Origin of the sequence: Natrinema versiforme JCM 10478, assembly GCF_000337195.1 — an archaeon.
Classification (GTDB): Archaea; Halobacteriota; Halobacteria; order Halobacteriales; family Natrialbaceae; genus Natrinema; species Natrinema versiforme.
In genome coordinates this window covers 76,163-101,121 of the sequence record NZ_AOID01000047.1, presented here as the reverse complement: position 1 = coordinate 101,121, position 24,959 = coordinate 76,163, and the positions used below count along the sequence as shown (strand labels likewise).

Genomic DNA, 24,959 nt, shown 5'->3' with positions numbered 1-24,959 from the left:
CGGTATACGGGGCGATGGCGTTAAAGGCTTTTTCTACGACCGACACGAACGGGCCGGGTCGAACGGGACCGAGACACGGCGGACCGCGTACGTCGTCGATGCGTATTTCACTCGAGCGGGCCAATCCCCGCCCATGAGTTCCGACGCAGACGTCGACCCCTCGGAGTACGAGGCCCTCGCCGATGCGGACGTGACGATGCGACAAAACGACCACGGGCTCCACATCGCCGACGACGAGGTCACCGGCGTCTCGAGTCAGGGGCAGACGCCGGCTGAGGCCCTCGAGAATCTCGCGGCGGCGGTCGAGACGTACACGGAAGCGACGAACGACGACACAGGAGACGACTGGCTCTAGGGGAAGCCGGCGGGCGCGAGGACCACTCTGTTCGTATCGCATTCCCATCGCAGGCTTTCGTTTTAGGCGGCCACCCGTGGTCGGGTGAGGATATGGACGCGTACGATATCGTCGTGCTCGGCGGCGGCTCGGGCAGTCAGATCGCGACCGCGGCGGCCGAGCAGGGTCTCGAGGCGGCCGTCGTCGAACCCGGACCGCTCGGCGGTGCCTGTATCACTCGCGGCTGCGTGCCCTCGAAGGCGCTCATCCACCGCGCGGATATCATGGAGGAGGTTCGAGGGGCCGAGAACTTCGGCGTCCCCGCGGCGTTGAACGACGCCGAGTACGGCGAGATCACGGCCTCGGTCCACGACACCGTCTACGAGAAGGCAGAGAACCAAGAATCGAGCCTACAGGACAGCGAGAACGTTACTCTCTACCGCGGTGAGGGGCGGTTCGTCGACGACCGAACGATCGCGATCGACACGGGAGACGGCGAGGGAGAGGACGACCGAATCCGCGGCGACACCGTCGTCATCGCCGTCGGCGGCCGCCCGATGGTCCCGCCGATCGACGGCCTCGAGGAGACTGAGTTCCTCACTAGCGACGACGCGCTCTTCCTCGCGGAGCAACCCGACGAACTCGCGATCGTCGGCGGCGGCTACATCGGGGCCGAACTGGGTTACTTCTTCGGCGCGCTGGGCACCGACGTGTCGATCGTCGGCCGCAGCGACCGGTTCGTGCCGCGGGAGGACGACGATGTCAGCGCCGCCGTGACCGAATCGCTCGAGAGCTACTGCGACGTCTACACCGGCTACGAGGCTGCCGAAGTCGAGGCGGGAGACGAGGAGGGGGTCGTCGTTACCGCGGAGCCAAGCGACGGCGACGGCGGTGAAACGGTCGAACTCACCGCAGACGAACTCCTGCTCGCGACCGGCCGGCGACCCAATACCGACACGCTCGACCTCGAGGCCACCGGGGTCGAGACCGACGACAAGGGGTCCATCGAGACCGACGAGACGCTCGCGACGACCGCCGACGGCGTCTGGGCGGTGGGCGACGTGCTCGGCGAGCAGCCGTACAAGCACGCGGCGGACTACGAGGCGAAAGTCGTCACGGCGAACGTCCTCGACGACGCCGGGCGAACGGTCGACTACGAGGCGATGCCCCACGCGATCTTCACCGACCCGCGGGTCGCCAGCGTGGGCCGAACAGAAGGCGACCTCGAGGCCGAAGGTCGCGACTACGACGCCGTAACGGTTCCCTACGGCACTGCGCCGATGGGGATGATCCTCGAGGCCGACGACGGGTTCGTCAAGGCCATCGCCGGCCCGGACGGCGAAATTCTGGGCTGTCACATCGTCGGCCCGCAGGCCGCGACGCTGCTCCACGAGGTGGTCGTCGCAATGGACGGCGGCGGCACCGTCGACGACGTGGCCGAGCCGGTCCACGTCCATCCCGCGCTGAACGAGGTGGTCTACGCGGCGTTCGACGACCTCTCGGACGCGGCGTACTCGACGGCACCGGACTGGCGAGACGTCTCGTGATCACCTCGGGAGAAGGCGATTCGAGGACGGCCGCTGACGGGTCCATCTCCCGGAGAATCGGCGCGGCCTACCAGTTCCACGGCCCGTGGTCGGGGTCGATCATGCGCTGCCGACGATCGATCGAGTCGATCAGTTCGATGTCGTCATCGTCGAGTTCGAGCGCCCGCGCAGCCAAGTTCTGCTCGAGGTGCTCGCGACTGCTCGCTTTCGGGATCACGGCGACGTTGTCGTGATCGAGGAGCCACGCGAGAGAGACCTGCGCCGGCGTCGCGTTGCGCCTCTCGGCGACCCGCTGAATTTCGGGCACGTCGAGTATCTCGCCGTTGGCCAGCGGCGAGTAGGCGACGAACCGGTAGTCGTGGTCCTGTGCGTGGGCGACCAGTTCCTCCTGTGGCAACAGGGGATGCATCTCGGCCTGATGGGCGAACAGCGGCGCGTCGAGGACTTCGAGCGCCTCGTCGATCAGGTCGGGCGTGAAGTTCGAGAGGCCCACGCGGCGAGTCTTCCCCGCCCGGTAGGCCTCGTCGTAAGCGGGCAGGACCGCCTCGTGGTCGTAGATCCCGGAGGGCCAGTGCACGTACAGGAGATCGACGGTCTCGACGCCGAGGCGCTCGAGGCAGTCGTCGATCGCGTCGGGAACGGCTCCGGGTTCGGGCGGGACATCGTGGTGGACCGTCTTCGTCGAGAGAAAGACATCCTCGCGGTCGACGGACGCGGATCGGAGCGCCTCGCCGACGTACCGTTCGTTCTCGTACACCTGTGCCGTATCGACGTGGCGGTAGCCGACGTTCAGCGCCGTCTCGACGGTGTCGCGCCACTGCTCGCGGTCGTCCTCGGAATAGGTGCCGAGGCCGATGCTCGGCAAAGAATCGCGGGCCATCGATGCGGCGTACTCGATACCGGTGGATGGGTCTTCCGATCACCTGCACGGATGCCCGCTACCGATTCGGGGCTCACTCGGACGCGACCGGGCCGCTCTCGACCTCGCCGTCGTTGGCGAGCCACTCGGTGAGGCTCCCCTCGTAGAAGTGGACGTTCTCGTAGCCGAGCGCTCTGAGCACGACGTAGGTGTGGCTGATCCGCCGGGCGGTGTTGCAGTAGAGGACGATCTCGCGGTCCGGCGTGATCCCGTGGTCGGCCAGTAACGCCTCGAGTTCGGCCTCGGGTTTCAGTCGTCGCGTCTCGTCGTTGACGACTTCGCGCCAGTCGAACAGCACCGCGCCCGGCAGGCGGGCTTCCTCGAACTCCTCCTGTTCGCGCGTGTCCACGAACACGGCGTCGCGCTCGAGGGCGTCCGCGACGGCGTCGTAGCCGACCAGCGGGCTCTCCTCGGGGGAGCGCGGGTCGGCTTCGTACTCGACCGGCTCGATCTCGGGAGTTTCGCTCGTGGTCTCGTGGGACTGGTTCCACGCGCTGTAGTCGCCGTCTAACAGGCGCACGTCGTCGTGGCCGTACTCGAGGGCGGTGAGCACGAACCGGGCGGCGAAGACGCCGTGGGTGTCGTCGTAGGCGACGATCGTGTCCTCGGGACTGATCCCCGCGTCACCGAGCAGGGCCGCGAAGGCTTCCGCACCGGGCAGGGTCCCGCGGTCGACATCGCTCTCGTCGCGGTAGCTGTCGAACGGGATGTTCACCGCGCCGGGCAGGTGCCCGATCCCGTCGAACTCCCAGGCGTCTCTGACGTCGACGACGCGGACCTGCGGATCGTCCAGACGCGATGCGAGCCAGTCGGGGGAAACGACGACGGAGTCGTCCATTAGGCCGTCGTTCGGAACGGAGACTCGAGTACGCACCGATTTCCGTCGACTTGCGGGTACCGGGACAGTGGCAACTCTTGCTTGTTTTTGGTGGGGGAGCTGACCTGTGTATACGCCTATATATCAAATGCCGCGCGAATCCGACGAATACAGCGCCTGTACGAACGGTGATTTCGATCGGTTTCGTCGAATGCGGCAAGTGTTTCCGTCAGAGTCGATCAGTGTCCGAATTGACCGGTTAAGTAGTCCCTTTGTGTGTCGCCATCGAAGGGGTGGGTATGGCAAACGACTACGCCAACGACGTACTCGTCACGGCCGATTGGGTCGCCGACCGACTCGACGACTTCCAGGACGACGATTCCGACCACCGACTGGTCGAGGTCGACGTCGACACGGAAGCCTACGAGAACGAACACGCACCCGGCGCAATCGGATTCAACTGGGAAACCCAGCTTCAGGACCAGACCCAGCGAGACATCCTCGACAAGGAGGACTTCGAGGATCTCCTCGGCAGTCACGGCATCAGCGAGGACGACACGGTCGTCCTCTACGGTGACAACTCCAACTGGTTCGCTGCCTACACCTATTGGCAGTTCAAGTACTACGGTCACGACGAGGTCTACCTGCTCGACGGCGGCCGCGAATACTGGCTCGACAACGACTACCCGACCACGGACGAGGAGCCCGACTTCTCGGCAACCGAGTACGACGCCGCCGGCCCGCGCGAGAGCATCCGCGCGTACCGAGAGGATGTCGAGAACGCGATCGAGCGCGGCGTCCCGCTGGTCGACGTTCGCTCGCCCGAGGAGTTCTCCGGCGAGATCCTCGCGCCCTCCGGCCTGCAGGAGACCGCCCAGCGCGGCGGCCACATCCCCGGCGCGAAGAACATCTCGTGGGCCGCCGTGACCAACGACGACGGCACCTTCAAGGACTACGACGAACTCGAGGAGCTCTACGCCGAGGAAGACATCGACGGCGACGAGACGACCGTCGCCTACTGCCGCATCGGCGAGCGATCCTCCGTTGCGTGGTTCGCACTGCACGAACTGCTCGGCTACGAGGACACCGTCAACTACGACGGGTCCTGGACCGAGTGGGGCAACCTCGTCAACGCGCCGATCGAGACGGGCGAGTAAGCGTAGCGCCGTCAGGTGAACCGCGGAACAGGCGAAACAACGGAATCGGCTTCGAGAGAGCATCGACACGTCGGAACCGCTATCCGAGGCAGCGCCGATTCCTGTTTCTGCTACACTCGAGCGGAGAGCCCGCAAAAAGTAATCTTCGCCCACAGTGGCGACTAACAGATACCAACCGAAGCACTCGCGCTGTTTGTGGCACCAGACTCCGTGCAAAATAGTACGTAATCCGAACCGGACCGCCTTCTCGGCCGATACCGTCTCGAGCGATTACGCGTCTTGGATGTAGTCCGAGGCGAGGTCGTCCGGCGTGATGACCTCGAGGTCGCCGGCCGACTCGAGATCGGTGAGCGTCGATACCATTCCCTCGAACGCGGCCGCCGAGTCGCCGGAGAGATCCGAGTAGGTGAGCGTCGTGATCGTCCGGAACTGGGCCGTCCACTCGAGGAGTTGCCGCGCCTCGTCGGCGGACGGGCTGACCGTTCGCGGCGCGAGCGCCGGATTCAGCAGGCTGCCGTGGCCGGCGTAGCCGCCGACGAAGCCGACATCGTGGGTCTCCTCGACGATGCCCAGCGTCGTCTCGTCGTAGCGGTTGAGCGGGTACGAGAAGTAGTTGGCACCGTCCTCGAAGCCGTTGTCCTCGAGCCACGCGACGGCACCCTCGATCTGGTCGCGCTGGGCGGACTCGCTGTCGCCGGCGAGCCCGCTGCCGGTCGTCGCCTGACTGCCGATCGTCCAGCCGTCGCTCTGGAGGGTCTCGAGTTGGTCCTGATCGAGGTAGCCGCTGCCCCCCACGCGGTCGGTGGGGACGAAGGCCGTCGCGGGGTAGTCGTACTCCGACAGCGTCGAGCGGGCCTGCGTGTAGGCCGTCTCGGTGCCGCCGTCGAACTGGATGAGGACTTTTCCCGTCTCCGGTCGGGAGACGAATTGGAGGTCGTCGACCCAGACCGTGATCGAGCGGTCATCGCTCGCCCACGCGGAGATTTTGATGTGTTTGATCGCGCTCAGGTCGAGATCGCCGACGGTGTCGATAACCCCGAGGTCGTGGTGTGCGAACGGGAGTCCGGGCTCGACGTTGCACTGGAGGAGCAGCCGGTTCCCGTCGGTATCGGAGAGTTGGACGACCGGATCGACGTCGTCTTCGGTCGCGAACGCCAGCGCGGGGAACTCGTCGGAGAGATTCCGCGGCGAGTCGAACCGGCGTTTGATCATGACCCGCTCTTCGGACTCATCGGCCGTCATGCGGCCGGACTGGTCGCCGACGTACGCCCGCTCCTCGTCGAGTTCCAGCGCACCCTCCATCACCTCCCACATCGAGAGGTCGTCGAACTGATCGAACGAGCCGGGTTCCTCGTCGATCGTGTCCGACGGATCCGATGAATCGGTCTCGTTCTCATCGTCGGGGTCGTCGGACGTTTCCGAATCGCTCAGGGCGGAACAGCCACCGAGGGTCGCCGCGGCGGCCGTCACGAGATACGCGCGTCGTTTCATTCTGCTCGAGGAAAGTCCAAGTACGGTAATTGTTATGCTGCCGTTGGAGTTCAATGGTCGAACAGTAACCGTCCCATATCGATGTCGGAGGCGGGGACGACGGTCGGATTCACGGACCCGTCACGATAAACCTAACCCGCGGCCGCCCGAAGCACACCCCATGACCGATTCGGAGACGTTCGTCGAGACCGTCAGCGAAGACAACCAGACCGCGCTCTCGCGGCTCGGCTCCTCGAAGTCGCTGTACGCCGACACCGGCGGCGAGATCGACACCGAACCCGTCCTCGAGGCGACGGCGGACGCCGAGTACGCCGCCTGGCAGACCTTCCTCGAGTGGGCCGACGACGAGGCCGACGACGAGGCCCGCGAGGCCTTCGAGGCCACGGCCGACGAGGAGCAAGAGCACTACGAGACCGTCGACAGGAAACTCGACGACGACGAGTACGAACCGGCGAACACTCCGCAGCTCCACGAGTACCTGCGCGCCCGCGAGGACACCGTCGAACGAACCGGCGCGCTCGTCGGCCGCATCCTCGCGAGCCAGCGCTCGAAAGAGCAGGTCGTCGGCTACTTCGTCGGCGACGCCGACCCCCAGACCGCCAGCCTGTTCCGCGGCTTCGGCGAGGACTTAGACGACCAACTCGAGCGCGCGACGGAACTGCTCGGGACGGTCTGTGAGAGCGCCGAGGACTGGGAGCGCGCACAGGAGGCCGCGACTGGCGCGATCCAGGCCGCCTACGACGAGTACGTCGAGACCCTCGAGGGGATGGGTGCGAACCCGAAGCCGGTCTGCTAACGCGGGAGAGATCCGTGTCCATCCGCGAGCGTAGAAAGCGGGCCGCTCGCGGCTGTCAGATGGACGCCAACGCCAGCGCAGACCCCTCTATTCGGATAGCAAGGCCGCGGGTCAGGGATCGAAGCTTCGGGGTCCGTCGCTCGGCACCCGCTATTCTCCGACCCGCGAAAGAAGATCGTTCTCGAGCCCTCAGACGCCTTCGAGCGTCGACCGGTGCTCGGTAATCGCCTCGAGCGCGTCGTCGATCGCTGCCGCGGCGTCGCCGCCTTCGTCGTCGGCGATGTCTTTCAGGATGTGTTCGTGGCGCGCGAGTTGGCCGTGATCCGGGCCGCTATCGGCCGTGGCGTAATCCTCGAACGTCGCCGCTTGGTTCTGAAGCCGGTCCTGTGCCTCGTCGTCGGACGCGGCCGTCGCCGCCTCCTCGATCGACTCGGCCGCGTTCTCGAGTTCGTCTCGAGCCATGGGCAACTGTTCACGCGGCGGTATTAAAACGGTTTCAGTACGCTCCCGGGAACTGGAAGTTCCGACGAGCCGACAGACTCCCGATCCGTTTCAGCGGACCCGTTCGATCCGCTCCTCGAGGTCGAGGTCCGCGACGACTTCGCCGGTGACGCCGGCGACGGCGTCGCGGAAGTTCGTCGAGTAGCTGCCCGGCCCCGCGTGCTCCATCTCGGCCGCGCGCTCGCCGGCGACACCGAACGCGAGCGTGGCGTGGACGGCGGCCTCGCGGTCGTCCTCGAGCGCGCCACAGAAGGTCGCGACGGTCGCGCCGAGCATGCAGCCGGTACCGACGACCTCGCCGAGCATGTCGTGGCCGGCGGCGACCCGCACCGCGCCGTCGGCGTCCGCAACGACGTCCGTGACGCCCGAGGCGACGACGATCGCGCCGGTCGACTCGGCGAGCGATTGCGCCGTCTGCTCGATCTCGTCGTAGTCGCCGATGGATTCGACGCCTTGCACGTCGGCTTCGACGCCGGCGAGCGCGCTGATCTCGCCGTAGTTGCCCTTGATGACGGCGAAGTCGATCTCCGAGAGGAGGCTCTCGGCGACCGCCTCGCGCGAGGGCGTCGAGCCGACGCCGACGGGGTCGAGGACGACCGGGATGCCGCGCTCGTTCGCTTTCCGGGCGGCCTCGTGCATGGCCTCGACGCGGGCATCGGGGACCTGTCCGATGTTGATCGTGATCGCGCGCGCGAGCTCGGCCATCTCGCCGGCGTCCCCGAAGGAGTCGGCCATCACCGGCAGCCCGCCCCAGTGCAGCGTCAGGTTCGCCACGTCGTTGATCGTCACCGTGTTGGTCAGGTGCTGGACGAGCGGCTCCGTCTCCCGAACCGCTCGAACCGAGTCCGCGAGGTCGTCGGCGGTCGCGTCTGTAACGCTCATCGTCCGTTCCCTCCGGCGTCGACCGCCTTCGTCGTTTCGGCGGCGCGAGCAAGCGCTTCGGTCGCACCTTTCGGATCCGGGGCTGCCGTAATCTCGGAGATGGCGGCGACGCCCGCCGCACCCGCGTCGACGACCGGGGCGGCGTTGTCGGCCGTGATACCGCCGATCCCGACGATCGGGATCGAGACCGCGTCGGCGATGTCGGCGATCCGTTCCGGCCCCACTCCGTTCTCGTCCGGCTCGACGTCCTTCGAGGACGTTCCGTAGACCGCGCCGACGCCGAGGTAATCCGCCCCCTCGGCTTCCGCGTTCCGGGCGTCCGCGACCGTCGACGCCGAACAGCCGACGATCGCGTCCGGCCCCAGCAGATCGCGGGCGACCGCGACCGACAGGTCGGACTGGCCGACGTGGACGCCGTCGGCGTCGATCGCCCGCGCGATGTCGACGCGGTCGTTGACGATCAGCTCGACGCCCGCCGCGGCCGTGAGCTCGCGCACCTCGAGGCCGAGTTCGTACCGCGATCGGGCGCTCGTGTCCTTCTCGCGCAGTTGGACGGCGTCGATACCGCCGTCAATGGCCGCGCGGACGATATCGGGCGTCGACCGGTCGGCCGACAGCGACGCTTGGGTCACGAGATAGGTCCGCCAGTTCGAGGGATTCACGGAAGATACCAGTGGGTGGTCGCACTAAGTGACTTCGGTCGAGACGTACCGCTCGGAGGTTGCGCTACGACCGCTCGAGCGACTCGAGACCCGTCCGCACGAGCGACTCCCAGTCCTCGTCCTCGCGAACCGCCGGAAACGGGCGCGGCCGATCGGGCGCGTCGGACTTCTCGGCGAGGGGGCGTCGCCACCACGCCACGTCCTGCCAGTGGTCTTGGGTGTAGCCGATCCGCGGGAAATCGACCAGTCGCTCGAACCCCATCCGCTCGTGGAACCGCTCCGTTTCGGGGTTCGGAACCGTCGTCACGGCGTAAGCGTCCCGGATTCCCTGCCGCTCGAGGACGGCGAACAGGGACTCGTAGAGCGCGCGACCCACCCCGGACTGGCGAGCCGACTTGGCGACGTAGACCGATAGCTCGACGACCCACTGGTAGGCGCGGCGCTTGCGCAGCGGGCCCGCGTAGGCGTAGCCGACAACGTCGCCGTCGATCTCGCAGACCAGCCACGGATGGTCCTCGAGGGTCGACTCGATCCGATCGGCCAGTTCGGCCTCGCCGGGCGGCGTCTCCTCGAAGGTGACCGCCGTGGATTCACAGAACGGGGCGTAGATGTCTCGGACGGCGGCCGCGTCCGCCGCGGTCGCGACGCGAATCCGCGTGTCGGACTCCATGGTCGCCGGTTCCCGCGGGCGGAAAATAAGTTCGCTGAAGCCGGCTCGAGGACTCGTGGAGAGTCGGCGCTGGACGGTGGTCGCCGCGACTCACAACGAATAGGATGCTGGACGCTGGTGGATCGTAGCTGCCTCGAGAATGGCCGCTCCTCCGTCGTATCTTCACCTTGTAACCAGAGGTACTTAAAGGGAGATCGTGGGGAGCGCGGACTTGCCGACTGAGAGAGAGAGAAAGCGTTGTGACTGCAGAAGTTGTGAAGTGCAGCCGAGAACGACGACCTCCCGTCATAGCTCCACCTTGTGACCAGAGACACTTAAAGAACGAGCGGTAGCGCGGACGAGATGGGATCGGACTCGAGTCGACTGCGACACGTCTCACAGCCCGCGATCGGTTCCGGCTCGGAACGGTCACGCCGCGCTACGCAAAACGGCGGGGTGTCTGGCAGAAGCGGCGGGCCTGTGTCATATACCACGCCGCTGTGCCGTCGTCAGACGTGACCGCGTCACGGGGTCTCCATCCGAAACGAAGGGGTTCGCGAGATCGGTTGTGAGCAGGTGTGTTCGGATCTCCATGAGGGGATCTGTCATAGACTTGCCGTCAGTACACCCTCTACTCTCGGACCGCCTCGCGCTCGGCTTCGATCCGTTCGACGTACGCATCGGTGACGGCGTCGAAAATCGCCTCGCCGGCGTCGGCGGTGCCTTCACCGGGATCGCCCAGCACGCCGTTCTCAGTGATCGACTCGAATCCGTCGCTGAGGAGGCGGGCGGTGGAGATGGCTCCCTCCGGCCCCGTCTCGAGTCGATCCGTCCGGACGAACCCCTCCTCGATCGCGAGGATCATGGCCGTTTCGGCGGCCCCGGCGTGGATCACGTCCTGTTGGTACTCCACGCCGGCCGCGCGGAGCCCCTCGTTGAGCAGTTCCATGTGGTCGTCGAGGTCCGCGAGGGCGATCACGGACGCGTCTATCTCGCGGGCGATCTCGGGCGCGACGGTCGAGACCGGCGCGAAGTTCCCGCCGTGGGTCGGGACGAGGACGACGTGCTCGAACCCGTGCTCGTCCAGCGACCGACAGTAGGCGTGGATCACGTCCATCAGCGTCTCCGGTGGCATCGTGATCGTTCCCGGGAATTCCATGTGGTGACCCGAGCATCCGGGCCGAATCGTCGGCGCCGCCAGTGCATCACCGAGTTCCGCGGCGATCCGTCGCGAGAGTTCGTCGCCGTCGAGAGTATCCATATTCAGCGGCAGGTGCGGCCCGTGTTGCTCGATCGAGCCGACCGCCACGATCGCCGTCCGCGTTCCGTTCTCGAGCGCCGTTTCGACTTCCGGCCACGCACACTCCTCGAGGAGTACCGAATCGGGGGAGGACATTCGTCGTTTCGACGGAACCAGTCAACACAAATATAACTCGGGGACGACTGCCGAGACGCCGCTCCATCGCTGATCTGTTTGAGGAATATTCGCTAGCAACGGTCGAGGGAGTCGAGAGCGTATCGTCAAGGTACTTATTTCTCCGGAGCCCGTTCGTCCAGGTATGAACTGGCAGGCGGACTGGGGATTGCGACTTCGAATGTTCGTGACGATGTTTCTGCTGTTCGCGCTGTACATCGTCTTCGCCGGGGTGCTTACGGCGTACATTGCGGGCGGTGCGAACCTGCTCATCTTCGGGATGCTCTTCGGCGGGTTCTCGCTCGTGCAGTACTACTTCAGCGACACGCTCACGCTGCGGAGCATGGGCGCGAAGACGGTCTCGGCCGACGAGTACCCGCAACTACACGCCTCGATCGAACGGCTCTCACAGCAGGCCGACCTCCCGAAACCGAAGGTCGCGGTCGTCGACTCCAAGGTGCCAAACGCCTTCGCGACCGGGCGCAACCAGCGCAACGCGGCCGTCTGCGTGACGACCGGGATCATGAACACGCTCGAGCAGGACGAACTCGACGGCGTCCTCGCCCACGAACTCGCCCACGTCAAGAACCGCGACATGATGGTGATGACCATCGCCTCGTTCCTCTCGACCATCGCGTTCATGATGGTCCGCTGGGGCGCGTTCTTCGGCGGCGGCCACAGCCGCGGCGGCGGCCGAGAAGGTGGGGGCGGCGGCATCATCGTCGCCATCCTCGTTTCGCTGGTCGTCTGGATCATCAGCTACCTGCTGATTCGGGCGCTCTCGCGGTACCGCGAGTACTCCGCCGACCGGGGCGCGGCCGCGATTACCGGTAATCCGTCGGCGCTCGCCTCCGCACTCCTGAAGATTTCGGGCGAGATGGACAAGGTCCCGAAAGACGACATGCGCGAGGAAGCCGAGATGAACGCCTTCTTCATCATCCCGATCAAGTCCGGCGTCATCGGCCGGCTCTTCTCGACACACCCGCCGACGGAGAAGCGCGTCGAACAACTCCGGAGCCTCGAGCGCGAAATGCAGACCTTCTAAGGGGTGGCCCTCGCTACTCGAGACATGGGACTACTGGACGGACTCCGCGCTATCCTCGGGTCGCGCGCCGAGACCGACGCCGGACGCGACGCCGATCCGGACGATCTCTTCGGGATGAGCACCGCCTACCTCACGATGGAGGCCGATCTCGGCTACGAGTCGCTCGACGTCGGCGCGCTCTGCTTTTCCGGCGTCGACTCGAGCGACTTCCGGGAGGCCGTCGACGAGGTCGAAGCGATCCTCGAGGCCGGCCGCGAGGAGACCGGCACGGAGTTTTCGGTCACCAGCGACGATCACGGCTACCACTGGGTCGTCCTCGCGGACGACGATCCCGAGGATCTGATCACCAGCATGCACTTCGCGACGGACACGTTCATCGAACACGGCTACGGCTCGCGGCTGCTGGCGGCCGTCTTCGCGTACGCAAAGCGCGGCGGCGCGTTAAGCACCCGAGACGACGGCGAAAGCACCAGCACGGGCGAGTCGGCGTACTGGATCTACTCGTTCCGCCGTGGGGCCTTCTACCCCTTCGTCCCGAAATCCGGCCGGGAACGGGACTCGAGCGCGGAATTTACCCTCGAGTCGGCCTTAGACGGCGAACTCGAGATCGAGCGCGAGAAGGAGTACTGGTACCCGCTCTGGCCCAGCGAGGGCGGGACCCATCCGTGGGAGTGACGGCTCGCGAGTCCGGCGTGTGGATTCGGCTCTGACGCGACCGGTGTTCCGTCTCCCGGTTTCGTCCGCCCGGCCGGCGGACTCCCAAATCGTGTAGGAGTCACCGGTATTGCGGACCCGCGCATACGGAGACGTACGCGGCAGGAAGCCACATCAAACCCACATCATCACAACTGCGCCATACACCAGTTGCTCCCGTTTCCTGCCGCCCTCTCATTTCCGACCAGTCCCGGACTCGGACAGCGTCATCCGGGTCCATCACAGAAAGTGTCGAGCCGACTGGTCGTTTATTTCACAGCAAGCCAGAGAGCCTATATTCGCGGCTCTATATATCCGATTAACATCCGAGGACTTCGATGACGGTCACTTCCAATCGGTTCGTCGGCCGGCTGATCACCGTGATCGGCGGCCTCCTCACCACCCTTCATCTCGTCAACGTCGTCAGGTTCGAGACGACGCCCGTGCGGGTGCTCATCGACGGTGCCCCGATTCTCCTCTCGATAGTCGTGGCGATCGCTGGCGCGTTGCTCGCTCGAGACCGACTGGTCCCGAATCAGTTCGTCGGCCGGCTGCTGGCGTGGGCGGGTGCCGGCGTGCTGGCGGTCTCGACGCTGGGCACATGGCTGCTCGGGTCGGCCGTCATTATCGGGATCCCGCTGGTCAATCCGTTCGTCCCGATGCTCAACGTCGCGACGTTCGGTGCCCTCGCCGGCCTGCTGGTCGGCGTCTACGACGTTCGGGGACTGGAGCGACAGCAGTCCATCAAGCGGCTGAATCGCATCAACGACACGATCCGAATCGCGACCCAAGAGGTAGTGAACAAGACCGATCGGGCCGACCTCGAGCAGGCCGTCTGTGACCGGTTGAGCGAGTCCGAGCCCTACGAGGGCGTCTGGATCGGACGGTACGAAGACGGCACAGAGCGCGTTCGCCCCGCCGCATGGGCCGGCTTGGACGACGAATACGTCGAGTCGATCACTGTCACCATCGACGACAGCCCGACCGGCGGCGGTGCCGGCGGTCGCGCCATCAAGACGGGGGAGATACAGTGTGTCCCCGACGTGTTCGCGGACCCGACGATGGAGCCGTGGTGGGACTTACTCGAGAGCCGCGGCGTGCAGTCGCTGGCGGTCGTCCCGATCGTCCACGGCGAGACCGTCTACGGCTTTTTCAGTATCTATGCGGACCGTCAGAACGTCTTCGACGAACACGAACAGGAGGTGCTGACGGAACTCGGCGAGACGATCGGCCACGCCGTCGCGTCGATCGAAGCCAGACGGCGGCTGGCAGACCACGAGCGCGAACTCGCCAGACAGAACGAGCGGTTGGACGCGTTCGCCGGCGTCGTCTCCCATGACCTCCGAAACCCGCTGAACGTTGCGACGGGACATCTCGAGCTCGCGCGCGAACAGCGAGACGGTGATGGGAACGGGAATGGGGAGAGAGTGGACGAGAACCTGTCCCAGGCCGCGGAGGCGTTAGACCGCATGGAAGACCTCATTCAGGACCTGCTAACGCTCTCGCGACAGGGGAAGACGGTCGACGAATGCCGCTCCGTGCCGCTTCAGCCCACCGTCGACAGGGCGTGGTCGACGATCGAAGCGTCCGAGGCGAGACTTCGGATCGACGGCGATCTCGGGACGATATCCTGCGACCAAAAACGGCTGCGACAACTGCTCGAGAACCTGTTTCGCAACAGTATCGAACACGCGGGCCCGGACGCGACTGTTACCGTTCGCCGAACGAGCGTGGGATTCGTCGTCGAGGACGATGGACCCGGAATCCCACCGGAGGAACGGCAGACGGTGTTCGAGATGGGGTACACGACGAACGACGACGGGACCGGGTTCGGACTCAACATCGTCCGAAGCATCGCCGACGCCCACGGGTGGGACGTCTCGGTCGGCGAAAGCCCCGAGGGCGGTGCCCGCTTCGAGTTCGCCGGCGTCGAGGAGGCCGACTCCCCTGTGCGCGCCGCCTGACGTCTTCGGTTCGACTCCCGACTCGATCGGCCACCGTCCGATCGTCGGCCCGGTCGCCGTTCCACATCCATTATACCGGTTCGGTCGGTACTCCCGGCCAGTGACGGAGTGGAACCAGTACAAGGGCGATTCGCGAAACTCGGGGCTCCGGCGCGACATCGAGGGACCCGCTCGGCTCGAGGAAGCGTGGACAGCCGACCTCGTCGGCCCGGTCGGCTCGCCGGTCCTCGACCGCGACACCGTCTACGTCGGAACGAGCCGCGGAAACTGCTACGCGCTCGAGCGGGAGACCGGTCGCCGTCGGTGGGTGTTCGAGACGCAAAGTGGGACCGACACAGCACCGGTCGTCGGCCGCGATCGGCTGTATTGTGCGACGGCGGACGGCACCGTCCGCGCGCTCGATGTCAGTACCGGCGAGACGGAGTGGCGGGCGGAGCTTCCGGGGGCGCTCGAGTCCCCGCTCGCGCTCTCGGAGAGTCGGCTCTACGCCGGCCACGGGGGCGGTCTCTCCGCGCTCGAGGCCGAGACGGGGACCGAACTGTGGACCCACGAGACCGAGTCTGCCGTCATCGGTTCGCCCGCGATCGCCGACGGGCGGGAGGGAGAACAGCGCCGGTCGGCACTGGAGGGAGCGGACGAAGACGTCCTCGAGTCGATGGATTCCGGCCTGCTCGCGGCCGAGCGCGACCAGGAGCCGGATCGTCGGTGGGCGGCGACGGAGGAGCGAGTCTTCATCGGGACCGCGGACGGGGCGGTGGTGTCGCTCGAGGCAACAACCGGCGAAGAAGTCTGGACGGCACCGGTCGGCGGCACGGTCGCGGCCGGGCCGACGATCGCCGACGGGCGGGTCTACGTCGGTGACGACGAGGGGACGATGGTCGCGCTGGATGCCGCCACTGGCCAGACGTGGTTCACCTACGAGATCCGCGACGGCTTTACCACCTCCGCGACCGTGCTCCCGGCCGCGGAGACCACCTTTATCGGGGCCGCGGACGGCTACCTCCACGTCACCGATACGACCGTCGGTCGGCGCAAACTGCGCGGCTGGCTGTTCTCGCGCAAAGGGATCGAACTCGACGGCGCGGCCAGTTCCTGTCCCGTCGTCGCGGGCGACGTGCTCTGTGTCGGGGACGCGAGCGGGTCGCTCTACGGCATCGACGTCACCGATCCCGACCCCTACTGGCACTTCGCCGCCGCCGACGCCATCAGGGGAACGCCAGCGATCGCCCCGGAACGGCTCTACGTCGGCAGCGACGACGAGCGCCTCTACTGCCTCGAGTGGGACGCCGACGAGCAACTCCACTGAGCCGCCAGTGATTCGCAGTCCGACACGAAGCCGCCACACCGTGCCGTACTGAGCGATCGGCTCCGAGACGCGTCGCCGACGCGCGCCTTTCCTTCTAAACCCACTGCTGCCGTCTCGGTTTCCCCCGCTGCCTGCCGGCACTTTCACTTTCACTACCCTGTTAACGAGGGTTTATGGGGGGTCCGGCACAAGCAGGGAGTATGCCCGAATCAGATCTCGAGGAACTCCCCGGCGTCGGACCGGCGACCGCAGACAAACTCCACGATGCAGGGTTTGACTCCTATCAGAGCCTCGCCGTCGCCGCCCCGTCGGAACTGTCGAACACGGCCGATGTCGGCGATTCCACGGCCGCAGACATCGTTCGCGCCGCCCGCGATGCCGCCGACATCGGCGGCTTCGAAACCGGCTCGACAGTACTCGAGCGACGGAACGAAATCGGCAAACTGAGCTGGCACATCGACGAGATCGACGACCTGCTCGGCGGCGGGATCGAGACCCAGTCGATCACCGAAGTCTACGGCGAGTTCGGTGCCGGCAAGTCCCAGGTCACCCACCAGATGGCCGTTAACGTCCAGCTCCCACAGGAGGTCGGCGGCCTCCACGGCAGCGCCATCTTCGTGGACACCGAGGATACCTTCCGCCCCGAGCGGGTCGACGACATGGTCCGTGGCCTGCCCGACGACGCGATTGACGCGACCCTCGAGGACCGCGAGATCGAGGGCTCGGCCGACGACGAGGAGGCAGTCGACGCGCTCGTCGAGGACGTCCTCGAGAAGATCCATGTCGCGAAGGCGTTCAACTCCAACCATCAGATGCTGCTCGCCGAGAAGGCGAAGGAACTCGCGGGCGAACACGAGGATTCGGAGTACCCCGTTCGACTCCTCTGTGTGGACTCGCTGACCGCCCACTTCCGCGCGGAGTACGTCGGCCGCGGCGAACTCGCGGACCGACAGCAGAAGCTCAACAAGCACCTCCACGACTTAGACAAGGTCGGCAACCTCTACAACGCCGCCGTCATCGTCACCAATCAGGTCGCCTCGAACCCCGACTCCTACTTCGGCGACCCGACCCAGCCGATCGGTGGCAACATCCTCGGCCACAAGTCCACGTTCCGGATGTATCTGCGCAAGTCCAAGGGCGACAAGCGGATCGTCAAACTGGTCGACGCGCCGAACCTCGCCGACGGGGAGGCAGTCATGCGGGTTCAGGACGAAGGCCTGAAGCCCGAATAGAGCGCGACCGGTCGCGGCGGATTCCTGATTTCGTTTGTTCTGCTCGAGAAGGCAATCCCCTCGAGCGAAAGGTATACCTGTAGTTACAGATCGCCGCGGTTCGACGCCACTCGCGTTGCGACCTAGTTAAACGAATCTCCCGTGTAGAGCCCATCCTATCAACCTAAACATATTTGTCTCTGGTCTCCGTTCCGGTCAGTTTCCGCGTATCGTCGCCTGTTCGTCCCGATATCGGAGTTGACACTGAGCCATCAGTACGCGATCAGCCGGTGATCGAGGCGTCCATCGATCGCGATCGCGACCGCCACACCGTGTCGCTACGCGCCGCATTCGGCCCGCTCAGTGCTCCGGGCATAAATTTTAGGTTAGCCTAAAATCCGATACGCTTTTATTGTTTTAGGTTGGCCTAAAGATCGCATGCCGCAGAGACAATTACCATTAGACCGAACCGCTGATCAGGCATCCGACGGTGGTGAGTTGCCGTGACCGATGGCGGGTCGTCGGCCGAGGGACTCCTCGCACAGCAGGCGCGGCGGGAGTCGAACGCACGGACCTATCCGCGCTCGCTACCGCTCGCGATCGAGCGCGCCGAGGGAGCGATCCTCGAGGACGTCGACGGAAACGAGTATATCGACTGCCTGGCGGGCGCGGGAACGCTCGCGCTCGGCCACAACCACCCCGCGGTCGTCGAGCGAATGGAAGCCCTACTCGAACGCGAACGGGCCGTCCACACGCTCGATCTAACGACCCCGATCAAGGAACGGTTCGTCGACCGGCTGCTCGAGAGTCTGCCCGACGAGTTCGCCGAGACGGCGAAAGTACAGTTCTGTAGCCCGGCCGGCACCGACGCCGTCGAGGCTGCGCTGAAACTCGTCAAGACGGCGACGGGAAACCGGTCGATGCTGGCGTTTCAGGGCGGCTACCACGGGATGACCACTGGCGCGCTCAGCCTGATGGGCGATACGGCAGCGAAGGAGCCGGTTCCGGGACTAATGCCGGACGTCCACCACCTGCCTTACCCCTACGAGTACCGCTGTCCGTTCGGGCTCGGGGGCGAGGACTGCTGGCGGACGAGCGCGGAGTACGTCGACCGCACGCTGTCGAATCCCGACGGTGGAATCGTCGATCCCGCGGGGATGGTCCTCGAGCCGGTCCAAGGCGAGGGCGGTGCGATCCCGGCACCCGCCGAGTGGCTCCGGGAGATGCGCCGGGTGACCCGCGAGCGGGACGTGCCGCTGATCGTCGACGAGATCCAGACCGGGCTCGGCCGTACCGGCGAGCTGTACGGGTTCGAGCACGCCGATATCGTCCCGGACGTGCTGACGCTCTCGAAGGCGATCGGCGGCGGGCTCCCGCTATCGGTCGTCGTCTACGACGAGTCACTCGACGTCTGGGAACCCGGCGCACACGCCGGGACGTTCCGGGGCAACCAGCTCGGGATGGCCGCCGGTACCGCGACGATCGAACACGTCCTCGAGCACGACCTCGACGAGCACGCGGCGGCAATGGGCGACCGGCTCCGGGCTCACCTCGAGGAGACGGCCGCGACGTTCGAGGCGGTCGGCGACGTTCGCGGGCGCGGATTGTTGCTCGGAATGGAGGTCGTCGATCCCGCCGGGGATCCGGACTCGCTGGGTCACTTCCCCGCCGACGGCGATCTCGCGTCGGCCGTCCAGTCGGCAGCGTTCGATCGCGGGCTCGTGATCGAGACGGGGGGCCGCCGCGGGAGCGTCGTTCGGTTCCTCCCGCCGCTGACGATCTCGGCGTCGCGGATCGACGAGGTCGGCGAGATCGTTCACGAGAGCGTTCGCGCGGCCGTCGAGGGCGGGCAACGCCGGGCGGAGGCACCCGCATGACGGGTAACGAGTTTGCAGGCCGGGTCCGTTCGGACCCTGACGAACCGACGCCGCCGGACGCCGCGAGCGCGTTCCTCGGCGACGAAGCGGGCAACGCCGCCTACGAGGACGCGATCGACCGGGCGCGCGAGCATCTCGTCGAGTCGTTCGCAACCGCGACGGACCCCTACGAGGGGACCGACCACGAGACGCTGCGCGAGCGCATCGACGACCTCGCGGTCTTCCCGGACGAGGGCGACTCGCTCGAGAGCGTCCTCGAGACGGTCGCCGACGAGGTGCTTGGGGATTCAGTTCGGGTCCACGACCCCGGCTGCATCGCTCATCTCCACTGCCCGCCAGCGATCCCAGCGCTGGCCGCGGAACTGCTGCTTTCGGGGACGAACCAGTCGATGGACTCGTTCGATCAGGCCCCTGCGGCCTCGGTCCTCGAGGAGCGCGTCGTCGACGCCTGCTGTGCGCTGTTCGGGTATCCGGCCGGCGCGGACGGCGTCTTCACGGGCGGGGGCACGGCGTCGAACTTCCTCGGGCTCTTGCTGGCCCGCGACTGGTACTGCGAGACGGAATTCGACCGGACCGTCCAGACCGACGGACTGCCGCCCGAGGCCTCGGACCTTCGCGTGCTCTGTTCGGACGCCGCCCACTTCACGGCCGAGCAGGCCGCCCACCACCTCGGGCTCGGCGAGGACGCGGTCGTCACGGTACCGACCGACAGCGACCGCCGTATCGATCTCGTGGCGCTGGACGAGACGCTCGAGCGCCTCGAGGCCGACGGCCGGCACCCGTTCGCGCTCATCGGCACCGCCGGGACGACCGACTTCGGCAGTATCGACCCGCTTCGCGCGCTCGCCGATCGGGCCGCCGATCAGGGCCTGTGGTTCCACGTCGACGCCGCCTATGGCGGTGCGTGTGCGATCAGCGACCGCCTCCGATCGAAACTCACGGGCATCGACTGCGCCGACTCGATCGCCGTCGACTTCCACAAGCTGTTCTACCAGCCGATCAGCTGCGGCGCGTTTCTGTTGCGCGACGGCGACAAGTATCGGTTCCTCGAGCGCAACGCGGCCTACCTCAACCCCGAGCGCGACGACGCGGCAGGGGTGCCGAACCTCGTCTCGAAATCGACGCAGACGACGCGCCGATTCGACGCGCTGAAGCCGTTCGTGACGTTCAACGCGCTGGGCCGGGCCGGCGTGGCCGACTGCGTCGAGTACGTCTGCGAACTGGCCGACGCGGTCGCCGACGAGATTCGAGCCGAGCCGGCGCTGGAACTGTGCTGTGAGCCCGAGCTGAGCGCGGTGGTCTTCCGGTACCGCTCGGACCGGCTGACTCGAGCGAGCGAGGCCGGCGGGCGGGACGCAGGAGACGAACCTGCCACCCCGCCCGTCGACCGCGTGAACCGCGCGATTCGCGACGAGCTGTTGGCCGACGGCGAGGTCGTCCTCGCTCGCACCGAAGTCGACGGTACCGCCGCGCTGAAGTTCACCCTTCTGAACCCGAAGACGACCGTTTCCAACCTCCGCGAGGCCCTCGATTCGATCGTCGACCGCGGCGAGGCCCTCGAACGCGAGGTGATCGATTCCGCATGACACAACCACATTCACCCACACCGACGACGGCGACCGACGAGCGCGATGTCGACGCGACGCGAGTCGCCCGCGAGGCGACGGTGCATAGCTTCCTGAACTGCTACTGCCACGAGACCGGGACCGGCGAGTTCGTCGCCGCCGTGGACGTTCCGATCGACTGCCAACCGGCGAGCGGGCTCGTCCTGCGGTGCCCGCTGCCGAATCAGGGGATCGAGCTATTCGTTCCCGTCGCGTACCGCTCCCCGACTGGCCGCCATCTGTTCGAGCTTCCCGCGTCCTATCGGGCCGGTGGTAGCGGCGAGCCGGTCGAACTCGACTACGCCACGCTCGCGGCGCTCGCGACGAAGGAACTCGAGATCGAACGCGGCGCGGACGGGAGCCGCGACGATCTCCTCGAGCGAGTGGTGCGATCCTGTCGGAGCATCGAGCGGTACGTCGACGCCCGTTCGGGGGACGAAGACGCTCTGTACGGCACCGACTTCACGTTCCGCGAGGCCGAGCAGTCGCTCGTCTTCGGCCACCTCCGGCATCCGACGCCGAAGAGTCGTCGGGGGATGGAGCGCGACGCCGAGCGCTACGCGCCGGAACTCGAGGGCTCGTTCCCGCTGCACTACGTCCGCGCGGCTCCCGAAATCGTCGAGAGCGAGTCCGCCCGCGAGGACTCCGCGGCAGAATGGGTCCGCAAGGCGCTGCGAGAGGATCCGGCCGTCGCCGAGTCCGTCCTCGACGGATACCTCGCTGAGGACGACGTTATTCTGCCCGTGCATCCGTGGCAGGCCGAGCGGCTATTCGAGCGCGACGCAGTGCAGGAACTGGTCGCCGCGGGCGAACTCGAGTCGCTGGGGGAACTTGGCCGGGAGTTCTACCCGACGACGTCCGTGCGGACGCTGTACGCGCCAGACTCGCCGTTCATGGTCAAGGGCTCGCTCGCCGTCGAGATCACCAACTCGTTGCGGACGAACAAGCGCCCGGAACTCGAGCGCGGGGTCGCGATCTCGGACCTGCTGGCGACCGACCTCGGCGACGACCTGCGCGAGCGATACCCCGGATTCGACGTGGTCCGAGACCCGGCCTACCTGACGATCGATCCGGACGCGCTGGGCCTCGAGGGCGACGAATCCGGCTTCGAGATCGTCCTCCGGGAGAACCCCTTCCGCGGTGCGGACGCCCGGCGGGCGACGCCGGTCGTCGCGCTCTGTCAGGACGGGATCGGCGACAGCGACTCACGGCTCGGCCGCGTCGTCCGCGCCATCGCCGACCGCGAGGGTCGCGACGCCGCCGCGGTCAGCGAGGAGTGGTTCCGGCGCTATCTGTCGATCTCGGTGCGGCCGCTGCTATGGCTCTACCTCGAGCGGGGGATCGGCCTCGAGGCCCACCAGCAAAACAGCATGCTCACGCTGGACGAGGCGGGCTACCCCGACGAGTTCCGCTACCGGGACAATCAGGGCTACTACTTCCCCGAAAGCGCGTACGAGCGACTCGAGTCCCTGCTGCCCGGCGTCGGCGAGCGGGCCGGCAGCGTCTGTCCCGACACGGTCGCCGACGAGCGGATTCGGTACTACATCATCCTCAACAACGCGTTCGGTGTGATCAACGCCTTCGGGACCGCGGGACTAGTCGACGAACACCGGCTGCTCGCCGTCCTCCGGGCGGAACTCGAGTCGCTCCGGGAGTTCGACCGGCCCGGCACGTCGATTCTGGACCCGCTGCTTGAGTCGGCGACCGTGCCGTGCAAGGCGAACCTGCTGACTCGCTTCCGGGGGTTAGACGAACTCGACGCGCCCTCGCTCGACGAGCAGTCGGTCTACGCCGACGTACGGAACCCGCTCGTCGACGCAGAGACGCCGGAAGCGGCGGAGTCACACGGTTCGGCCGCGGCCGACGACGCCGGGACGGAGGTGAGTCGATGACGGCGCGAGAGCCGTCCCGCGGCCCGCACGCCACGGTCGTCTCGGAATACGACTTCGAGTACTACGACGAGACGATCGACCGCCACATCGGCTTCCGGCCGGTCTCGCTCGAGCGTGATCTCGGCCGGCTGCACGCGTGGCTCGGCTCGGATCACGTCAAGCCCTCGTGGGATCTCGACGAGCCGTTACCCGCGTTCCGCGAAACGTTCCGCGAGAAACTCACGGACGACCACCAGACGCTGTATATCGGCTGTCTGGATCACGTCCCGGTGAGCTACTGGGAGCGCTACTGGGCCGTAGAGGACGAGCTGGCGGCGTACTACGACGCCGAGCCGGCCGATCAAGGGGTTCATCTCCTGTTCGGTCCGCCGGAGTACGTCGGCGAGGGGTACGCGGTGGCCCTCCTCCGCGCAATGGTGGCCTTCCAGTTCGGCCACCCCGAGACCGATCGGGTCGTCGGCGAACCCGACGCTCGCAACGACGCGGTCCTCGCGACCGCGGAGCGCTGTGGCTTCGAGTCCCGCGGCGAGTTCGCGTTCCCCGAGGAGTCGAAGACGGCGAATCTGATCGTCTGCTCGCGCGAACGATTCGAACGCGAGATCTGGCCACCGACCGCCGACGGCGAAGCGACGGACCCCGCCGAGGTGAGCGGCAATGACTGAGCAGGGCAAATCGATCGCCGTCGTCGACGGCGATCGAGACGACGGGGACGCCGTCGACCGAGACGACTCCGACACCGTCATCGACCGCGGCCGCTACGACGTGCTCGGCGTCGGCCTCGGCCCGTTCAACCTCGGCCTCGCGGCGCTGCTCGACGGCGCGGACCCGGCTCTCGACCTCGACGCGATCTTCTTAGAGCGCGACCCTGAGTTCGCGTGGCATAAGGGGATGCTAATCGAGGGCGTCACGCTCGAGGTGCCGTTCATCGCGGATCTGGTGACGATGGCCGATCCCACGAACCCCTACAGCTTCCTCAACTACGTCCGCGAGCGCGATCGGATCTACGAGTTCTACTTCTACGAGACGTTCCAGCTCCCGCGCCGGGAGTACGACGAGTACCTGCGCTGGGTGGCCGAGACCGTGCCGACGACCCAGTTCGGACGGGAGGTGACGCACGTCGAGTACGTCGAGGCGGGCGCGAGCGGCGGACGTGACGAGTCCGACGGGACGGAAAGCGACGGAACGGACGACGACGGAATGTTCATCGTCGAGGCCGTCGCCCCCGAAACGGGCCAGCGCTATCGCTACCGCGCCGATGACCTCGTGATGGGCGTCGGCTCCCGGCCCGCCGTACCCGAGTTCGCCCGCGAGTACACCGACGCCGACGTGCCGGGAGACGATCGCGTGTTCCATACCGCCGACTACCTCGAGCGCCGCGCGGACGTCCTCGCGGCCGACTCGATCACCGTCGTCGGCTCCGGGCAGAGCGCCGCCGAGGTCGTCCTCGACCTGCTCGAGCGCCAGTCCGCCCGCGACTACCGGCTCGACTGGCTCACCCGTTCGGACGGCTTCTTCCCGATGGAGTACTCGAAGCTCGGGCTCCAGCACTTCACGCCCGAGTACACGGCGTACTTCTATGATCTGCCCCAGTCGCGCAAGGACGACCTGCTGGCCGAGCAGGACCTGCTGTACAAGGGGATCGACCCCGAGACCAGCGAGCGGATCTACGACACCCTCTACGAGCGGTCGATCGGCGACCGCGACCCCGACTTCGGCATGCTCGCGACGACCGCGGTCCGCGACCTCGAGCGAATCGAGGGCAGCTACTGGCTCGAGTGCAAGCAACGACAGCAAGAACAGCAGTTCGCCCTCGAGACCGACGCCGTGATCTTCGGCACGGGCTACCAGCGACCGACGCCGACCTTCCTCGAGCCGATCGCCGACCGGATCGCGTTCGACGACCGGGGCCGGGTCCGCGTGACCGAGGACTACCGCCTCGAGGGCGAGTTCGGCGGCCCGGACGGCGGCGGCCGCGTGTTCGTCCAGAACGCCGAGATGCACACCCACGGCGTCGGCACGCCGGACCTCGGACTCGGCTGTCACCGAAACGCGGTGATTATCGATCGGCTCGCCGGCCGCGAGGTGTATCCGATCGACCGCGACACCGTCTTCCAGGATTTCGACGTCGAACAGTTCGCCGACCACGCGCCGGTTCGCACGGACGAGGCGCGACCGCGACCGCTCGATACGGAGTAATT

At 66.6% G+C, this 24,959-nt stretch carries 22 protein-coding genes; 14 read left to right on the top strand and 8 right to left on the bottom strand.

The features are described 5' to 3' along the window. Positions 1-133: 133 nt before the first annotated feature. Both C489_RS15145 and C489_RS15140 read left to right on the top strand, forming a co-directional pair. Positions 134-355: a type II toxin-antitoxin system HicB family antitoxin gene (locus C489_RS15145; RefSeq protein ID WP_049890935.1), complete on the top strand. Its 222-nt coding sequence runs from the start codon at positions 134-136 to the stop codon at positions 353-355. A gap of 92 nt (positions 356-447) precedes the next feature. Further along, positions 448-1,881, top strand: a complete 1,434-nt coding sequence (locus C489_RS15140; RefSeq protein ID WP_006432189.1) for a dihydrolipoyl dehydrogenase — start codon at positions 448-450, stop codon at positions 1,879-1,881. 67 nt (positions 1,882-1,948) lie between these two features. On the opposite strand, the gene C489_RS15135 is transcribed toward C489_RS15140, so the two are convergent. Both C489_RS15135 and C489_RS15130 read right to left on the bottom strand, forming a co-directional pair. Continuing rightward, positions 1,949-2,761 carry an aldo/keto reductase gene (locus C489_RS15135; RefSeq protein WP_006432188.1) on the bottom strand — a complete coding sequence of 271 codons (813 nt, stop codon included), beginning with the start codon at positions 2,759-2,761 and terminating at the stop codon, positions 1,949-1,951. A gap of 73 nt (positions 2,762-2,834) precedes the next feature. Then, positions 2,835-3,638 carry a sulfurtransferase gene (locus C489_RS15130; protein ID WP_006432187.1) on the bottom strand — a complete coding sequence of 268 codons (804 nt, stop codon included), beginning with the start codon at positions 3,636-3,638 and terminating at the stop codon, positions 2,835-2,837. A gap of 278 nt (positions 3,639-3,916) precedes the next feature. On the opposite strand from C489_RS15130, the gene C489_RS15125 reads away from it, so the two are divergent. After that, a complete protein-coding gene (locus tag C489_RS15125) occupies positions 3,917-4,774 on the top strand; it encodes a sulfurtransferase (protein WP_006432186.1) in 858 nt (285 codons plus the stop codon). A gap of 270 nt (positions 4,775-5,044) precedes the next feature. Here C489_RS15125 and C489_RS15120 read toward each other — a convergent pair whose 3' ends face one another. Further along, on the bottom strand, positions 5,045-6,265 hold the full coding sequence (locus C489_RS15120) for a polysaccharide deacetylase family protein (protein ID WP_006432185.1): 1,221 nt from the start codon (positions 6,263-6,265) through the stop codon (positions 5,045-5,047). Positions 6,266-6,425: 160 nt separating this feature from the next. On the opposite strand from C489_RS15120, the gene C489_RS15115 reads away from it, so the two are divergent. Continuing rightward, entirely contained in the window at positions 6,426-7,061 is a 636-nt protein-coding gene (locus C489_RS15115) for a ferritin family protein (protein WP_006432184.1), read from the top strand. A gap of 189 nt (positions 7,062-7,250) precedes the next feature. Here C489_RS15115 and C489_RS15110 read toward each other — a convergent pair whose 3' ends face one another. The 5 genes from C489_RS15110 to C489_RS15090 form a co-directional block, all read right to left on the bottom strand. Continuing rightward, positions 7,251-7,523, bottom strand: a complete 273-nt coding sequence (locus tag C489_RS15110) for a DUF7553 family protein (RefSeq protein WP_006432183.1) — start codon at positions 7,521-7,523, stop codon at positions 7,251-7,253. A gap of 90 nt (positions 7,524-7,613) precedes the next feature. Further along, positions 7,614-8,444, bottom strand: coding sequence for a hydroxyethylthiazole kinase (thiM, locus tag C489_RS15105; RefSeq protein ID WP_006432182.1), 831 nt, complete (start codon positions 8,442-8,444; stop codon positions 7,614-7,616). Further along, entirely contained in the window at positions 8,441-9,106 is a 666-nt protein-coding gene (gene thiE / locus C489_RS15100) for a thiamine phosphate synthase (RefSeq protein WP_049890921.1), read from the bottom strand. The genes thiM and thiE overlap by 4 nt, the downstream gene beginning before the upstream one ends. A gap of 64 nt (positions 9,107-9,170) precedes the next feature. Continuing rightward, on the bottom strand, positions 9,171-9,776 hold the full coding sequence (locus C489_RS15095; protein ID WP_006432180.1) for a GNAT family N-acetyltransferase: 606 nt from the start codon (positions 9,774-9,776) through the stop codon (positions 9,171-9,173). 610 nt (positions 9,777-10,386) lie between these two features. Continuing rightward, complete coding sequence (locus C489_RS15090) at positions 10,387-11,151, bottom strand: creatininase family protein (RefSeq protein ID WP_006432179.1); 765 nt, start codon at positions 11,149-11,151, stop codon at positions 10,387-10,389. Positions 11,152-11,314: 163 nt separating this feature from the next. Between C489_RS15090 and htpX the strand changes: the two genes are divergently transcribed. The 10 genes from htpX (at position 11,315) to C489_RS15040 (ending at position 24,957) form a co-directional block, all read left to right on the top strand. Continuing rightward, the gene (gene htpX, locus C489_RS15085; protein ID WP_006432178.1) at positions 11,315-12,214 is read left to right on the top strand and encodes a zinc metalloprotease HtpX; all 900 of its coding nucleotides are present in this window, start codon (positions 11,315-11,317) and stop codon (positions 12,212-12,214) included. Between the two features lie 24 nt (positions 12,215-12,238). Beyond that, positions 12,239-12,889 carry a PspA-associated protein PspAB gene (gene pspAB / locus C489_RS15080; protein WP_006432177.1) on the top strand — a complete coding sequence of 217 codons (651 nt, stop codon included), beginning with the start codon at positions 12,239-12,241 and terminating at the stop codon, positions 12,887-12,889. Between the two features lie 356 nt (positions 12,890-13,245). Beyond that, positions 13,246-14,871 (top strand): receiver/sensor box histidine kinase, encoded by a 1,626-nt coding sequence (locus tag C489_RS15075; protein ID WP_006432176.1) that lies wholly within the window; start codon positions 13,246-13,248, stop codon positions 14,869-14,871. Between the two features lie 100 nt (positions 14,872-14,971). Then, on the top strand, positions 14,972-16,177 hold the full coding sequence (locus C489_RS15070) for an outer membrane protein assembly factor BamB family protein (protein ID WP_006432175.1): 1,206 nt from the start codon (positions 14,972-14,974) through the stop codon (positions 16,175-16,177). 200 nt (positions 16,178-16,377) lie between these two features. Further along, positions 16,378-17,409: a DNA repair and recombination protein RadA gene (radA, locus tag C489_RS15065; RefSeq protein WP_006432174.1), complete on the top strand. Its 1,032-nt coding sequence runs from the start codon at positions 16,378-16,380 to the stop codon at positions 17,407-17,409. Between the two features lie 482 nt (positions 17,410-17,891). Continuing rightward, positions 17,892-19,265, top strand: coding sequence for a diaminobutyrate--2-oxoglutarate transaminase (locus tag C489_RS15060; RefSeq protein WP_006432173.1), 1,374 nt, complete (start codon positions 17,892-17,894; stop codon positions 19,263-19,265). Continuing rightward, entirely contained in the window at positions 19,262-20,851 is a 1,590-nt protein-coding gene (locus C489_RS15055; protein ID WP_006432172.1) for a pyridoxal phosphate-dependent decarboxylase family protein, read from the top strand. Before C489_RS15060 ends, C489_RS15055 begins: the two co-directional genes overlap by 4 nt. Next, a complete protein-coding gene (locus tag C489_RS15050; protein ID WP_006432171.1) occupies positions 20,848-22,761 on the top strand; it encodes an IucA/IucC family protein in 1,914 nt (637 codons plus the stop codon). The genes C489_RS15055 and C489_RS15050 overlap by 4 nt, the downstream gene beginning before the upstream one ends. Next, entirely contained in the window at positions 22,758-23,423 is a 666-nt protein-coding gene (locus C489_RS15045) for a GNAT family N-acetyltransferase (protein ID WP_006432170.1), read from the top strand. The genes C489_RS15050 and C489_RS15045 overlap by 4 nt, the downstream gene beginning before the upstream one ends. Continuing rightward, positions 23,416-24,957, top strand: coding sequence for a lysine N(6)-hydroxylase/L-ornithine N(5)-oxygenase family protein (locus C489_RS15040; RefSeq protein ID WP_006432169.1), 1,542 nt, complete (start codon positions 23,416-23,418; stop codon positions 24,955-24,957). The genes C489_RS15045 and C489_RS15040 overlap by 8 nt, the downstream gene beginning before the upstream one ends. Positions 24,958-24,959: the final 2 nt, after the last annotated feature.